Annotated in this window: 14 protein-coding genes and 1 pseudogene; 13 read left to right on the forward strand and 2 right to left on the reverse strand. The window is 35.3% G+C overall.

Annotated elements, in window-relative coordinates; translation table 11 throughout:
- Nucleotides 1–182: 182 nt before the first annotated feature.
- Complete coding sequence (locus J7E67_RS08930; protein ID WP_285290615.1) at nt 183–1,289, reverse strand: GntR family transcriptional regulator; 1,107 nt, start codon at nt 1,287–1,289, stop codon at nt 183–185.
- Between the two features lie 297 nt (nt 1,290–1,586).
- On the opposite strand from J7E67_RS08930, the gene J7E67_RS08935 reads away from it, so the two are divergent.
- The 13 genes and pseudogenes from J7E67_RS08935 to J7E67_RS31215 form a co-directional block, all read left to right on the forward strand.
- Nucleotides 1,587–1,874 (forward strand): putative quinol monooxygenase, encoded by a 288-nt coding sequence (locus J7E67_RS08935; protein WP_088086698.1) that lies wholly within the window; start codon nt 1,587–1,589, stop codon nt 1,872–1,874.
- Between the two features lie 304 nt (nt 1,875–2,178).
- Entirely contained in the window at nt 2,179–3,582 is a 1,404-nt protein-coding gene (thrC, locus tag J7E67_RS08940) for a threonine synthase (RefSeq protein ID WP_214716463.1), read from the forward strand.
- A gap of 482 nt (nt 3,583–4,064) precedes the next feature.
- Entirely contained in the window at nt 4,065–5,192 is a 1,128-nt protein-coding gene (locus J7E67_RS08945) for a glycoside hydrolase family 172 protein (RefSeq protein WP_214712989.1), read from the forward strand.
- A gap of 31 nt (nt 5,193–5,223) precedes the next feature.
- The gene (locus tag J7E67_RS08950; protein WP_214712988.1) at nt 5,224–6,558 is read left to right on the forward strand and encodes an ABC transporter substrate-binding protein; all 1,335 of its coding nucleotides are present in this window, start codon (nt 5,224–5,226) and stop codon (nt 6,556–6,558) included.
- Between the two features lie 102 nt (nt 6,559–6,660).
- Complete coding sequence (locus tag J7E67_RS08955) at nt 6,661–7,551, forward strand: carbohydrate ABC transporter permease (RefSeq protein ID WP_251026657.1); 891 nt, start codon at nt 6,661–6,663, stop codon at nt 7,549–7,551.
- 23 nt (nt 7,552–7,574) lie between these two features.
- The gene (locus tag J7E67_RS08960) at nt 7,575–8,462 is read left to right on the forward strand and encodes a carbohydrate ABC transporter permease (protein ID WP_251026658.1); all 888 of its coding nucleotides are present in this window, start codon (nt 7,575–7,577) and stop codon (nt 8,460–8,462) included.
- A gap of 47 nt (nt 8,463–8,509) precedes the next feature.
- Complete coding sequence (locus J7E67_RS08965; RefSeq protein ID WP_214712987.1) at nt 8,510–8,731, forward strand: PfkB family carbohydrate kinase; 222 nt, start codon at nt 8,510–8,512, stop codon at nt 8,729–8,731.
- A 34-nt stretch (nt 8,732–8,765) separates the two neighbouring features.
- Nucleotides 8,766–8,876 carry a hypothetical protein gene (locus tag J7E67_RS32285; protein ID WP_374223923.1) on the forward strand — a complete coding sequence of 37 codons (111 nt, stop codon included), beginning with the start codon at nt 8,766–8,768 and terminating at the stop codon, nt 8,874–8,876.
- A gap of 149 nt (nt 8,877–9,025) precedes the next feature.
- On the forward strand, nt 9,026–10,405 hold the full coding sequence (locus J7E67_RS08975; RefSeq protein ID WP_308161369.1) for a glycoside hydrolase family 32 protein: 1,380 nt from the start codon (nt 9,026–9,028) through the stop codon (nt 10,403–10,405).
- A 134-nt stretch (nt 10,406–10,539) separates the two neighbouring features.
- Nucleotides 10,540–12,291 carry a sensor histidine kinase gene (locus J7E67_RS08980; RefSeq protein ID WP_214712986.1) on the forward strand — a complete coding sequence of 584 codons (1,752 nt, stop codon included), beginning with the start codon at nt 10,540–10,542 and terminating at the stop codon, nt 12,289–12,291.
- Nucleotides 12,292–12,304: 13 nt separating this feature from the next.
- Nucleotides 12,305–13,849 carry a response regulator gene (locus J7E67_RS08985; protein ID WP_214712985.1) on the forward strand — a complete coding sequence of 515 codons (1,545 nt, stop codon included), beginning with the start codon at nt 12,305–12,307 and terminating at the stop codon, nt 13,847–13,849.
- Nucleotides 13,850–14,127: 278 nt separating this feature from the next.
- Nucleotides 14,128–14,352 carry a hypothetical protein gene (locus tag J7E67_RS08990; protein ID WP_214712984.1) on the forward strand — a complete coding sequence of 75 codons (225 nt, stop codon included), beginning with the start codon at nt 14,128–14,130 and terminating at the stop codon, nt 14,350–14,352.
- 139 nt (nt 14,353–14,491) lie between these two features.
- Nucleotides 14,492–14,782 (forward strand): annotated as a pseudogene (locus J7E67_RS31215) (DNA-3-methyladenine glycosylase); the annotation flags it as partial.
- Between the two features lie 398 nt (nt 14,783–15,180).
- On the opposite strand, the gene J7E67_RS09000 reads toward J7E67_RS31215, so the two are convergent.
- Nucleotides 15,181–15,879, reverse strand: coding sequence for a hypothetical protein (locus J7E67_RS09000; RefSeq protein ID WP_214712983.1), 699 nt, complete (start codon nt 15,877–15,879; stop codon nt 15,181–15,183).
- Nucleotides 15,880–16,227: the final 348 nt, after the last annotated feature.

A 16,227-nucleotide genomic window follows, 5' to 3' on the forward strand; every position in this document is an offset into this window, starting at 1 on the left:
GTTTTCTTCTTGTTATCCTTCTTACTTAAGGAAACCGAACCGGAAAAAGTATCTCGTGATATTTCAGAATATTCCGGAATTAATATATCTCTTTAAATTAAAAAAAGGACGCTATCATAATGTGTTGGAAAATACATTACGAAAGCGTCTTCGTGTTAACTTTAAAATAATTTCTTCACTTGTTATTTTTTCAATGTAGTGGTTGAACTTCTAATCACAAGCTCAGGCTCGTAAACGATGGATGGAGGAATGTTGTCCTTTTTTTCGACAGCAGCAACAATCCATTTTGCAGCATCAATACCCATTTGCATTTTTGGATGGGTTACTGATGTAAGCTTTACATCTGATGCCTCTGCTAAAAAGGAGTCATCGTAGCCAACAATCGAAACATCATCAGGAATACTTAATCCAAGTTCTCTTAACATATTTAATATTTGTAAGGCCAGTTGGTCATTGTAACACACTATTGCTGAAGGGATTGAATCTGCATTGAAAAATTTTTCTAATCGCTCTAATAATCTGCTATCTTTTTCATCGGTGGTATAGGTAATCACCATCTCCGGGAAAAATGTGATGCCATGCTCTCTGAAAGCGCGGATAAAGCCCTGCATACGATTTACCCCTTGGAGGTCATCAGTTTTAAAGAGTCCAACTATCTTTTCATGGCCTAATTTAATTAAATGTTCAGTAGCCGCAAAGCCGCCGTGCTCATCATTCACAATGATATGAGGAGGCATAAGCTGGGGATAGAATTGGTTAATCATTAAGTATGGGATATGGTTCTGTTCTAATTCCAGATAGTAATGAATGTTAGGATTGTAATTGCTGCTTTTGGTAGGCTCAACAATAAGACCGTCAATGTTCCTGCTTAACATCGATTGTAAACATTGTTTTTCTTTCTCAACATCATTATCCGTACAAGCAAAGGTTAAAGAATATCCCTCAGCTGTTAAATATGATTCAATTCCTTTGATAATGGAAGGGAAAATATAGTCAGAAATGTAGGTGGTTATAACTCCGATATTTTTTCCATTACTTGATTGATTCTGGATTTGAGGCTTTTCATTCCCCAACTTATTGGAACAAAAGGTTCCAGCACCTTGTTCTCTGTATAGCCATCCCTCATGAACCAAATCCCCGATAGCTTGACGAATCGTATGTCTGCTTACACCAAACATTTTGACAAGTTCATTTTCAGAATAAATCTTATCCCCAGGTTTTACCTGACCGCTAGTTATCCATTCTGTTATCTTTTCCTTTACCATATTATATTTAGTTTGTTGAGCCAATTGGATTACACCACTTTCAACTTGGAAGCAAGTTTATTTACTTATGCGTACAACATGTTTAATAAAATAATATTAACAAAAAAACAAGAGATTGACCATGAGATAATTTACTAGCATTATACGTACAAGTTGCGGCTGACCTATTATTTGTGATGCTTTTGGAATTTGTATAGATCAAGCTTTTGAATATGTATCCTCAGATTGCACAGTGTAAGGCTATATCGAAAATCATGTTATAATAAAGTTGAGCTATGTTCCGTAATAAGGCAATAATAAAAAAGAGTAGGAGTTAATAAAATGATTAAAGTTGTATGTAAAGCAAAACTAAAACCAGGTGTAAAAGTGGAAGAATATTTTATATTGGCAAGAGAAGTTGTGTCAGAAACTAGAAAAGAAAAAGGCTGTATAACGTACACACTTCATCAAGATATCAATGATCCGACCATCCTTACTATGCTCGAAGAATGGGTGGATGAAGAGGCTCTAAATCAACACAATAAAAGTGAACATGTTATGAAAATTGTTCCAGAGCTTAGAAAACTTCGAGAAAGTACAGAAATCAACCTTTATAGAGAAGTAAAATAATCCCCAATGGAAATTGGATCGAGTTTATGGAGATGAATCCTAAATCTCCATATATGAGAGGTAAAAAAAGGAAGTACTTACATATCCTTCTTGTCCCGAGCACCTTCCTCCCACGATAATGGTGCCTGATTTAGAATAAATGAGAAAAAATATGCTTTCTAAAACGACAATTTATAGACTATTCGCTAAATTATGTATTAAAATGAATTTTATATATTATAGCTTCACGAAAATAATATAGGAAACCCTCGTTAGCAAATTTTATCGGATAGTAAAAACTTTTAATATAACCTTGGAGGATGCTATGAACTTTGTTAGTACACGCGGAAACGTAAATAAAATTGGTTTTATTGATACAGTCTTAATGGGATTAGCTAATGATGGGGGACTATTAGTCCCCGAGAAAATCCCGCATATTCCTGCAGATAAGTTAGAAGCAATGTCCCAGTTAACTTATCAGGAACTAGCATACGAAATCTTTTCCTATTATGTTGATGGTGAAATTCCAGACAATGAGCTAAAGGGTTTAATCGAGAAAAGCTACGCAACCTTCCGCCACCCAGAAGTAACACCTGTTCAAAAGCTGAAGGATAACATGTATGTGCTAGAACTGTTCCATGGTCCGACCTTTGCTTTTAAAGATATTGCTCTGCAATTCTTAGGGAATTTATATTCCTATGTATCAAAGAATACAGGTGAATCAATTCATATTCTCGGCGCTACTTCAGGGGATACGGGTGCCTCAGCGATTGAGGGTGTCAGAGGAAAAGAAGGCATTCGCATTTGCATTTTGCACCCCCATGGCAAGGTAAGTAAGGTACAAGAATTACAAATGACGACCGTTGATGACAAAAGTGTTTTGAATTTAGCCATAAATGGAACGTTTGATGATGGTCAAAGAATCATCAAGGAATTGTTCGCAGATGTGGATTTTAAAAACAAATACCATCTGCGTGCGATAAATTCCATTAACTTTGTTCGTATAATGGCGCAAACAGTTTATTATTTCTATGCGTATTTCCAAGTAACAAAAGAGACAGGTTCACAGAGCGTTAACTTCAGTGTGCCGACTGGAAATTTTGGAGATATATTTGCTGGTTATCTTGCAAAGAAAATGGGTCTGCCGATTGGTAAACTCATCGTGGCGACCAACGAGAATAATATTTTAGAGGATTTTATCCGTGATGGGGTGTACATGCCTGGTGAGTTCCGCAGTACGTATAGCCCTTCTATGGATATTCAAGTAGCTAGCAATTTTGAGCGATATTTGTACTACCTGCTTGGTGAAAATCCAAACGAAGTATCTGACTTAATGGAGAAATTCAAGTCAGAAGGGAAAATTGTCGTGAACGAGAAGCAGCTCCGCCAGGTGAAAGAGGATTTTGCGGCACATGGAGTTGAAGGGAAAGAATGCTTGGAAACCATCAGTAAGTACTATGCTGAAACGAATTATTTATTAGATCCACATACTGCTTGTGGGGTCGCTGCATACGAAAGTTGTAATGAACCTATTGAGGTTTGTGTTACACTTGCAACAGCCCATCCGGCAAAATTTAATGAATCCATTGAACGTTGCGAAATTAAGCAGACATTCCCTGAAGAAATTAGACAATTGTTTAATAAACCACAGCATCTAGAAGTTGTTGAGGCGGATAAAGATGAAGTGGTTCGTCAGTTAGAAACACTTTTTCGTTTTTCAGCTAAATAAACTCTAATTCTTTTAAAAGAAAAGGCAACTACCCCTTATTTGTGGTAGTTGCCTTTTTCTATGCGATTCACTCTACTATTGAAATCAAAGAAAAGAAAACACACCGATAAACCTTAATGGAAGAGAAAAACAAATGAAGCTATCATGGGGATTAAATAAAAAATAACTATTATTAAACAACTACCTATCTCTAGAAATAAGAGACAGGTAGTTGTTTTTATTTTACTCATCAACAAATCACAGTCTAAATGAATCTAGTATGATAATTTTGGATGATATTGAAAAAGTTCTAAATATATATAACCTTTTCTAAAAAAGTTAGAATTTTAAAAAAATAGAATAAAAATTACAATAAAAAGTGTAAAGAGGATTTATAAAAATTTATGGGGGGCAAAAGAAAATATCGTTTAAGGATGTTAATTTCAAAAATGTAACCGTTATCAAGTTTTTAAAAATGATTAGAAAATTGGAGGGATTAATCAATGAATGTTTGGCAACCAAATAGCCCATTAGGGGGATTACCATTTATTAAGAATGCAAGTTCAAAACGTGAATCAAGCTACGATCGAACAGGGGGAAATAGAGATTTTGTTATAGTGGAACCTGGAGCAACTGCAGTAATGGCTGATATCAAAGGAGCCGGGTGTATAAAACATATTTGGATGACTACCAGATGCTATGCACCTCAATACTTAAGGAAGCTAGTGCTAGAAATGTATTGGGATGGGGAAGAAAATCCAAGTGTGAGAGTTCCTTTCGGCGATTTCTTTGGTATAGGGCATGCTACATGCAAGCACTATGTCTCCCTTCCTTTAAGTATGGTGATGGGGGAGAAAAGAGGACCTAAAGGGCCATTTGCTGCATCAATGAACTGTTATTTTCCGATGCCATTTGCCGATGGTGCTAAAATTCAATTAATCAATGAAAGTGAAGAAAAAATAGAGAATTTGTTTTATTATGTAGATTATGAATCATATGACAGCAAGGAACAAATTCCGGATGATCTTGGAAGATTTCATGCCACCTGGAACCGTGAAAACCCTTGTGAAAAGGTAGTGTTTAACAGTGATATTGAAAACCCGGCACCATGGGACCTTCCAGGTAAAAATACAACGGGTGATGAAAACTATGTCATTCTAGATGCTGAGGGGAAAGGGCATTATGTTGGATGCGTATTAAACATTGATAATTTTGATGCCTCCAATCAAGAGTACACATGGCCAGGCGAAGGTGATGATATGTTCTTCATTGATGGAGAACAATGGCCGCCATCCCTCCATGGTACAGGGACAGAAGACTACTTTAATGCAGCATGGGGTTTCCCTAGTGGAGAATATGCCGGTCCTTATCATGGTGTATCTTTAGGAAGCGATGTACAAGAGCACTTTGGAAAATGGAGCCTATACCGTTTCCATATCGAAGATCCAATCCGTTTTAACAAATCGATTCGCGCAACGATAGAGCATGGCCACGCAAATGATCAAGGAAATGATTATTCTAGTGTTGCTTATTGGTATCAACTGGAGCCTCATAAACCACTTCCGGAGCTTCCTCCAGTAAAAGAACGCCTTCCTAGAAGATGGCCAGAACATGGTTTGTGGGATCGATAATTTAAATCAAAAATTAAGGGGGCTGTAAAGGGTGAAGAAAAAAGGAATTCTAACGATTGTTTCTCTATTTTTAGTATTATCTGTCTTTTTATCGGGATGCTCGGAAGAAAAAACAGGAAGTTCAGAAACAAAAGGTGATAATAAATCCATTACTGTTCTTGTTGAAGGGGGAAGCCCGGCATTTAAGGTAGCAAAAGAAACAGCAGCGGAATTTAAACAGAAAACAGGCTATGAAGTGAAAATTGAATCGGTTCCCTATACCGGAGTTTATGACAAATTAAAAGCTGAGGTAGCTTCACAGGCAGGAGCTTTCGACGTTGCAACCATTGATATTCTTTGGTTTCCTGCTCTTGCTGGTGGACTTTTACCCTTAGATGATCTAATCGTAGATGACGTTAAAAATGATTTATTTCCAGGTCTAGTAGAAGGCGGAAGCTATAATAATGAAGTTTATGGAATGCCTGTATGGACGAATGCAAAAAATTTAATCTATCGGAAAGATCTATTCGAAGATCCAAAGAATAAAGCTGATTTCAAAGCAAAATATGGCTATGATTTACATCCGCCAACAACATGGGATGAATATAGAGATACAGCAAAGTTTTTTACTAGAGATACCGATAATGATAAAAAAGTTGATATGTATGGAACAACGGTATTTGGTGCGAACAATGGGGATGCAGTAGCTAGCTGGCTTGATCATGCTGCTCAAGCAGGTGCGAAACCCTTGGTAGTTGGTGATAATGGCAAAGTTCTTGTAAACACGAAACCGTATGTTGATTCATTACAATTTTTAGTTGACCTTTTAAAGAAGGATCAATCAGTTCCAGCAGGAGCACTTGAAATGGCATCTGCTGAAACTTCTGAGCTATTTTGGAATGGAAAATCTGCAATGATGTTAGCATGGGGTCACTTTTATGTCCCTTCAAATGACCCAAAACAATCAAAGGTGGCAGGAAAAGTAGGAAGTGCCCCAATGATCGGTGGGGGAGCAGGAATAGGTGCAGTACCAGGTCCATGGTATCAGGTTATCCCAAGTTCTTCAAAAAAACAGGAGATCGCCAAAAAGTACTTGAACTTCATTTATGATAAGAATGAACTATTTATGAAATCATTGGGAGTAGCAGCCAGAAAATCTGTTTTTGAAAATTATAGCACGAAAAATGGTTATGAGCATTTGCAACCACTTATGACAACATTAAGCGGACCACAAACTCAAAATCGACCTGCTATTAAGGAATGGCAGCAAATCGAAAGTGAAGCACTCATCCCAGCCGTGCAATATGCACTTTCAGGAGAAAAGACACCACAGGAGGCACTTGATTGGGCAGCGGGAGTAATAAAAGATCTATTGCCGCCACAATAAAATGAATATGTTGATAGAACCTTTTCGTGGGCTCTTTATTCCATGAAGAGGTTCTTATCCAAAAAATATAGTTTAACAGATTAATAGAAAGGAGTGGATTTCATGAGAATGAAAAATGGGGCATTATCGACCATGTTTTTCTTTCCTGCAGGTATCTTTATGTTGGTGTTTCTGGTCTATCCAATATTACTTTTAATCAGAGATAGTTTTTATAAGATAGATTTAATAAATCCTTCATTAAGAGAATTTGTCGGCTTTGCTAACTATACAAACTCGTTGACTTCCTCACGATTTTTAAAAGCACTTTGGAACACAGTGGTTTATATAGGAGTAGCGGTGTGTATCGAGTTTATCTTAGGTCTGATCCTTGCATTGCTCCTAAGTAATGCTTTCAAAGGAAGCCAATTTATTCGGACACTATTGTTAAGCCCGCTAATGTTAGCACCTTTAGTAACGGGGTTGATTTGGAAATTTATGCTTAATGATCAATTCGGCATCATCAACTGGGGGCTTTATAAACTAGGACTCCTCTCTGACCCACATCAAATACTCTGGTTATCCGACTCCCGTTTTGCACTCTATTCTACGATTATTGCAGATATCTGGTTAACAACACCTTTCATTATGCTCGTATTATTAGCAGGTATTAAAGGAATCCCCATTAGTTTATATGAATCTGCTGAAATAGATGGGGCTAATAAATGGCATAAGTTTCGTTACATTACGTTTCCTTCGCTTATTCCGGTAGCAACAGTAGCATTACTAATTCGTATTATTGATGCTGCAAGAACCTTTGATATTGTTTGGGTGCTTACACAAGGGGGACCAGGTTTTTCTTCTGAAGTGCTAAGTACATATATGTATAAGACATTAACTCGTTATGGAGAAGTCGGGCAGTCTAGTGCAATGGCGGTAATCTTTATAATCATTTTATTAATCCTAAGTTCTTTCTTCATTACAAAAATGTGGTCTCCTAGGAAAAGACATGGATAAAGATAAGAGAGGTGAAAGATAGAATGGCCCATATGCCAATAAAAGAAACAATGGTAGGAAAACCGGTTTGGATCACTAATTTTTATTATAAACATAAAATATGGACGATGATTATATTTTTGGTCACATGTTTGCTGGCTTTATTATTCTTAGGTCCGTATATCTATCTATTGTTAACGTCCTTAAAACCATCCGCCGAGGCAGTTACTGCACCACCGAGGTTATGGCCTTCGAAATTTTCGCTAGAAAATTATAAAAACATGCTAAATACCTTACCGATAGGGAAATATTTTTTGAATAGCTTAATTACTGCAGGCGCTAGTACCATTTTAAGTGTATTTTTTGGTGCAATGGCTGCATATGGAATCTCCAGGTTCTCTTCCATTACTGGAAATTACTTTTTGTTATTTACCTTAGTGATAAGAATGGTACCAATGATTAGTATTGCTATACCGATGTATATGATTATAAAAAGTATGGGCTTAATTGATACCCATTTGGCCTTAATATTGGTGTATACCAGCTTGAATGTCCCGTTTGCCATTTGGTTATTAATTGGTTTTTTTGACTCGGTGCCTAAAGAATTTGATGAAGCTGCAAGGGTGGATGGATGCAGCTGGATCGGTTCCTTTATACGAATTATTCTACCGGTTTCACTCCCTGGATTGGCAACGACGGCTATCTTTACCTTTATGTTGGCATGGAATGATTTCTTGTTCTCGTTACTTATGACCAGTACGAAGGCAAAAACGGCTACAGTGGGAATTTCAGAATTTTTAACAGCTTATAATCTTGACCTAGGTCCAATGACAGCCGCTGCCATCTCGTTTAGTTTACCGGTTATGATATTTTCCTTTTTCGTTCAACGCTACATTGTAAGTGGAATGACTTTAGGAGCAGTGAAAGAATAATGATTTTAAGGAATGAAAAAAGGCTGAGGGCGGAGTGAGGTAAATTTATGTTCGATGTAACGAGTATTGGAGAGTTATTAATTGATTTTAATCAGACTAGAATTACTGATAATGAGACTGTATCTTTTGTTAGGAATCCTGGCAGAGCCCCAGCAAAAGTATTGGCTGCCTTAGCGAAATTTAATAGAAGGGTTGCGTTTATCGGAAAGGTTGGAAACGATTCCTTTGGACATTACCTTCAACAGGTGAGTAGATACAACTGGAGCTGATGATGCTTTCTTAGGAGGGATTCTTCACAAAATAATAGAATATAATATTAATCCTTCCCAATTGATGTTATCTAAGGTGGTTGAAATGGCTAAGTTTGCTAATACCGTTGCTGCTATATCTCACAAGAAAAGGTGGTATTCCTAGCATGCCTACACTTGAAGAAGTGGAGGAACTATTGGACCTCGAAGGGAGTAAGTAAAATTGATGAAATCTAAGTTAGTAACTGGCCAGGAAATATACCGTCCACAATATCATTTTACTCCTAAAAAAACTGGATGAATGATCCCAACGGATTGGTTTATTATCAACAAGAATTTCATATGTTCTATCAATACCATCCTTTTGGTACCAAATGGGGGCCCATGCATTGGGGGCACGCAGTAAGTAAAGATTTGGTTCATTGGGAGCATTTAGAGATTGGTTTATCTCCTGACGAAAATGGAATGATTTTTTCAGGAAGTGCTGTTGTAGACTGGAATGATACTTCAGGTTTCTTTAATGGAAAAACCGGATTAGTAGCTATTTTTACCCAACACGATTCTGACCCAAACAGAGAGCAACCTAGACAGCAGCAAAGTCTTGCCTACAGTATCGACAATGGTAGAACCTGGATTAAATATAGTCATAACCCAGTTTTAGTTAATGTGGAAAAAATTGATTTTCGTGATCCAAAGGTTTTCTGGCATGAACAAACAAATAATTGGATTATGGTTTTGGCAACTGGGGATTGCATTGAAATTTATAGCTCTCCTAATTTAAAGGAGTGGAGATTTGAAAGTTCATTTAAAGGACACACAGGAGCAAAGTTTGGTGTTTGGGAATGCCCAGACTTATTTACCCTACCAATTGAGGGTGATCCAAACCAAACCAAATGGGTTCTTCTCGTTAGTCATGGAGATCAACCGACTAGTCGTTATGGTTCGAGAACGCAATATTTTGTGGGAGATTTTGACGGCCATACCTTTACAGAGGACGGATCGGATCACAAAGTAAAATGGCTTGACAGTGGTAAAGATAACTACGCTGGAGTCAGTTGGTCAGACACTGTCGATTCCAGAAGAATTTATATAGGCTGGATGAGCAATTGGAGGTATGCAAATGAAACCCCAACACAAGGGTGGAGAGGAGCCATGACGCTTCCACGCGAACTATTTCTGACATCTAAGAGCTTACTGCTTCAAAAGCCAATAAAGGAGTTGGAAAACCTCCGCGATAAACATATCCAAATCATGAATCAAATGATAGCACCAGATAAAGATTTCCTGTCAAACCTTCAAGGAACGACATGGGAAATCATTGCTGAATTTGAGTTTGAAGAAGTCAAGGAATTTGGATTAAAAGTTTTTAAATCACCTAATAAAGAAACTTTGATAGGTTATAATGTCGATAAAGAGGAGATTTACATTGATAGAAGAAACTCAGGTGAAACCTCTTTTAATAGATTCTTTGCATCTTTAGATAGTGTATCGTTTAAAGCTCCAAACAATCGAATAAAATTCCATGTCTTTGTGGATCATTCTTCAATTGAGGTTTTTTGTAATAATGGAGAAATTGCCATGACCAATCTTATATTTCCAGACTCATTAAGTAAGGATCTTGATTTGTATTCGAGTGGAGGGAACGTAAAACTACTCTCACTGGATGTCTATCAATTGAAGCCCATTTGGTCATAAGGAGTTAAATCATCTTAAAACGAAATAAGAAAAAATTTACTAGATAAGATTGAGAGATGGACCGCGAACGAATCAATTTTTATATCAGCAGAGTAAGCGGTACCTGAATAAAATTCTTAAACTGGAGAAACCAAATGCCAAAACTACTGAGACTCATTGACTCTCCAATCAAGCGTAAAATTATCTTATTAGCTTTGTTTTCAGCTCTAATACCTTTACTTGTTATTGGTCCTTTTACGTTCATTTATTTTAATAAAGTAATAGAAAATAAAGTATCTACAACCATTAATAACTTTTTAAATATAGTCGATTGGAATATAAATTCATTTGTAAGCAATGTAGAAAATTTATCTAATGGTATCTTTCTTTCAAATGAAATTCATGCATATTTAACTTATAAAAAAACAGATCCAAAGTTATACAGATTAGAGACTTCATCCCTAGAAAACCTAAATAATATAACGGTAGTAAACAATCCTTATATTAATGCCATTTATGTTGGTAATGAAAATCACGGCTTTTTGAAAATAAACCGTGGGGAACGGAATATTAAAAATAACATCTATCAAACAATAAAAAAGTCCAATATCTATCCGCATTTGATCAATGGCCAATGGCAAGGTGAATGGTTAAATGGTAGTGATTTAAAACTTGTTAAAGATAGTAACCATTCTTTACTTTATGGTAGAAATATTAGAGACCTTGGAACGAAGGAACAAATGGGGTTAGTACTTATTGATCTTGATCAATCTTATTTCGAGAATATGTTTAAAAATAGTAATCCTCCTGGAGATATTTTGGTGTTAGATGGGGATAAAATTTTGTTCTCGAGTAGTGATCATAGTTTCTCTCCCTCTCAAGTAGCTAAAATAATTCAAGGGCGTGGTAAAAGCGGGACAATTAAAAAAGTGATGAATGGAACGCAATATTTCTTTAATTATCATACTAACAAGAAAACAAATTGGGATGTTGTATGTATTATCCCATATGAAAATATTGTTCGTGAGGTAAATCAACTTCGTTTGATAACCATCTCTTTATTAATGATAGCGCTGATATTGTCCTTGATAATTGCCTTATTTATAACTAGGAGAATTACAAAACATTTAAGTTTGTTGCGAATGGTTACTGAAAAAATGGAAAAAAGAGAAACTGTACTTGGTATTCACTTTAATAATGAGGATGAAATTGGACAAATTGGGAACCGAATTGTTCACCTTTATAACTGGAATAATGATTTAACAAAAAGGTTATATAAATCACAAATTAAGGAAAAAGAAGCAGAGCTACTAGCCCTGCAAAGCCACATTAATCCGCATTTTTTATATAATACTTTGAACACTATTTTTTGGATGGCGGAGAAGTTAAAAGCGAAGCAGATTGCAAAAATTGCGATTAATTTGTCAAAAATCTTTAAACTTACATTAAATGATGGAAATCATATTACCTCTGTTAAGAATGAAATAGAACAAGTTAAAAGTTATCTGGATATCCAAAATATTCGTTTTGACCATAAAATCAACTATGCAATTAATATCGAACCTGAAATCCTAGAAGTAAGAATCATTAAATTGCTTTTACAGCCTATTGTAGAAAACTCAGTCTACCATGGTTTAGAACAGCAGGAAAGTGGAACCATCATCATTGAAGGTTATAAGCAGCAAGACGGTTTAGTTTTTAAAATTAGTGATACTGGAAAAGGATTTGACATGAAAGAGGTAGATATAAACACACAAGGTTATGCTTTGAAAAATATTAATGAACGATTGAAACTTTTTTATGGAAAAGAATATGGATTAAAGATCGAGAGTGAAATAGGAAAGGGAACGACCGTTTATCTTAAGATTGGCCTGAATAATGACGGAATCATCCATGACAACATTTAAGGGGTTTTCTATTATGTATAAACTTTTAATTGTTGATGATGAAAAAATTGTAATTGAAGGCTTGAAATCTGCAACTAACTGGAAGGAACATCACATTGAAATTGTAGGATCGGCCTCTGACGGAGAAGAAGCCTTTAAAGAAATTATTAACAAAAAGCCTGACATTGTTTTAGCAGATATAAGAATTCCAAAAATGAATGGATTGGATTTAATAAAAGAAACAAAGAATCTTAATCTAGAAACTGTTTTTATCATTATTAGTGGATATTCAAAATTTGATTACGCCAAAAGGGCCATTCAACTCGAGGCAATTGACTATCTGGTCAAACCAATTGAGGTGGATGAAATTGTTTGTTCTATTAAAAAAGCCATTTTAAAACTTGAAAAAATAAAAAATGAAAAACAAACAACTGAACGGATTAATGAATATCAAATTGCATTAGAAGAAAAGCGTGTTCTTGATTACATCTTAGGACATAGATTTGTTGACCCTGAAATAGACCAAAAATTAAATCGTTTTTCTTTTTTAACCATCGGATTGAAAGGGTTTACATGGGATGATTCAAAAGAGACTAAAAAACTTCAGGTCCCATTAGGTTGTATGAAAAATCTATTGGAAAACAGGGGAATTGAGAGTTTCATTTATACGATTGATAGTCAAATTGTAATCATGTTTTCCAATTCCTGTTTAGAGATTAGGAATGACTTGGTTCATGATCTTGTGTCATTGATTTTTCATGATATCAAATTCAAACCGATTGTTGGAATCAGCAATGTACATGAAAATATTTCGGAAATAAAGAAAGCATACAGTGAAGCAAAAGAAGCATTGAAAAATGGAATTTTTTCAAACCAGTTAGTAACATATTATAAAGAATTAGAAACTTTCAATCATTCATTTGGAAACAGTATTATCGAAGAAATTAATCAATTTTTTAATGAAAAAAACCCAGATCTTCTTAGCAGAATGAATCTTTTCATGGCCAAAGTTTTTCTCGATTGCAAAAAGAGTAACCTGTCACCGGAAAAATCAAAATATTTATGTTTTAAAATCGTTAATCATTTTTTGGAATACATCGAAAGGGAATATGAAGTAAAAAATATCGGCGGCGAAAGATATTTATTATACGAAGAGTTAAATCTATTACAGTCTTTGGAAGAAATCAGAGATTGGCTTGAACAATTTATTGATCAATCAACTGAATTTTTAAATGAGCACCACGTGTCCTATAATGAAAAATTAATCATCGACTTAAAAAGTTTCATAAATACTAATTATAAGGAACCCATTGTTTTAGATGATTTAGGTAAACTGTTCCATAAAAACCCTGCATACCTGTGCAGTTTGTTTTCTAAGGCTGTTGGTAACACCATCTTTGAATATATTACAAATGTTAGATTAAATAATGCGAAAAAACTACTAAGAACCTCAAATTTAAAAGTTTCCGAAATTTGTAAACAGGTAGGCTACGAAAATCAAAAATACTTTAATCAAGTATTCAAGAAAAATATCGGAACAACCCCAGGTTTATACCGTTCACAACACATACTAAAGTAAATTGTGATGGAGTGTTATTTGAGAGTCCACCTGAATCTATGTGGGAAATTGCGAATAATTCAATAAAGCCTTCGGAGGCGAAAGGAAAATGAATAAACGAAATATGAGACTACGAAACATCTTCACAAAAATGGTAGCAAGACTTATTTTTTAAGTTATAAATTCGTTCATTTTGAATAATACTGTATGAAACCATGAAGCGAAAATAATGTGTGTCCAGAGAGCCTTCAAATTATTATATTTGGAGGTTTTTGGTATGCGTAAAGGCTTGAGGAAACATGAAAGAGTTACAAACAGGTTATAGCAGCGGTTTCACCTTTAAGAATTTTAAAGCCCATGATATGCTCCATACCGTTAGAAGAGCTATTCATTTTTACCATGAAAATGGAATTTGGAATAATTTGGTGCAAAAAGCGATGAGTCAAGATTATAGTTGGCTACAATCCGCTAAGAAATACAACGGAATTTATGAGAATCTACTAGCGGACTCAGCAATTGAGTGAAGGAATCTCTATGGTGAACCGGGGATTGGGAAGTCTTCTTTGGTTGCTAAATATTTGCATAATACAAAATATAATCAACAAAATGATTCGAAAGATTCGTCACCTTTCCGAGTGCGGTACAAAACGGTATTGGTTGAGTCATTACGGTATCGAACTTATGAAAAACATGAGAGGCATTCAAGACCTACCAAGCCTGACAAATGGCCCTGGCAAACTGACAGAATCACTGGGCAGTACAATCGAGGACTATGGCCGCACCCTCACGCTTCCTCCTCTATATATTGCCTAAGGCTTCAGTCCGGAAAGCATATCAGCCGGGAAAAGGATCGGAATTGACAAATCTGGTGAAGCCCGGGACTATCCATGGCGTTTTTGGGTTACGAATAATAAATATGTTTCAAGGCATCAAAAGTCTATTTATGTATTTTAAAGTAAGGCTCTTTTCTAAATTATTGTTGCTTTTTTTGATTCGCTGATTAAGTGGTTGGAATCACTGATAAAATTGCAGATTCGCTGATAAACTTACGAAATTCGCTGATATATTAGATTAATTCACTAAAAAGGTGTGATTTTACACCTTATTATGACCTTTTTGGTGATTAAACTTGGTAAATAACCACATTCTTTACGAAAACAACCTAAAAAGGACTTAACACGTTGGTTAAGTCCCTATAATAAATGGATTCGTTTAGTTTTCCTTAGTAAGTTTGGCTTGCAGCCAATATTTCATTCCTTTCCTAAAGTTTATTCTATCGAAAAGGATTATCCATTTAATCCTTTTGTTTCGATTTTACTAGTATGAAGTTTTTTCAAAAGGGACGATCCTAATCAGCACCTCCTCATGATTAAAATGGTTTGGTTCCGATCACCTGGACCGATAAAATCTAATGCCGCAGGAGAAAAGACTGTAACTTTTCTTTTAACGCCCTCTAAAAGAATTCGGATTGATTTAATAACTACAATATTCTGAAAGACATAGCCTCCTGAGAAAATCTCCTTGTTGGCTCTCCTGCCGAGGACAGCGATAATTTTTTTACTAGCCGTTTTAGTGGTAACAGGATCATTCGATTCTTTAGTAATTCGCAATGATTCTTTCTCTGGTTGAAAAACTTCTTCTTCCATCGATGCAACTGTACCAATCTCACATTTATTTAACACCAAGACGAAGTCATAGCCTGTTTCTGTTTTCTTTTGTACAATTTCTACTTCATCTGTAATAATCGTGACGAAATCTACGTTTTTATTTATGTGTGAGTTTTGAGAGGTTTCCTTTTGTTTCACAACTCGATAAAATGCTTTTGCTCCAATTCTTTCATCTGTGAAGTCAAACGGTTTTATACTTTGTGTGCGGACAAAGTAGAGTTGATGCACCTTTTCTTTGCTGTTTAATTGGACACATAACGCAACATCTTCTTTCACAGCCTTTCCCTCTTCGTTAGAGAGCATAGGGACATTCATTTTCATTCCTGGAAATTGAACGAAGATGTAGCTGTAGTTTTTCTTAGGTTGTAGATCCGAAAGTATCATAAACTCACAACCTCTCTATTTTTGTTACAAGATTATTTTTCTTGTAAGGGTATAATTCAATATCATTCTTCTCATTCCTGTATGTGTATGATGAGTTTTCATCGTCACTTTCTTATGAAATACGATGGTTCCCCCTATTTGTTGAGTAAATATGAGGAAATCTATTATCGAAAAATGTAATTGAGAAAAAAATACCTTTTAAAACGACAATTTATAGACTATTCGCTCAATTCTGTGTGAAATAAAATTTATATAATTTTAATCCACAAAATAATATAAGATTCTCGTGTTTTTAAATGAATGTTGTCTTACAATTAAGATAGTAAAACTTTTAATATACTTGGAGGC

The organism is Bacillus sp. ISL-46, assembly GCF_018613205.1.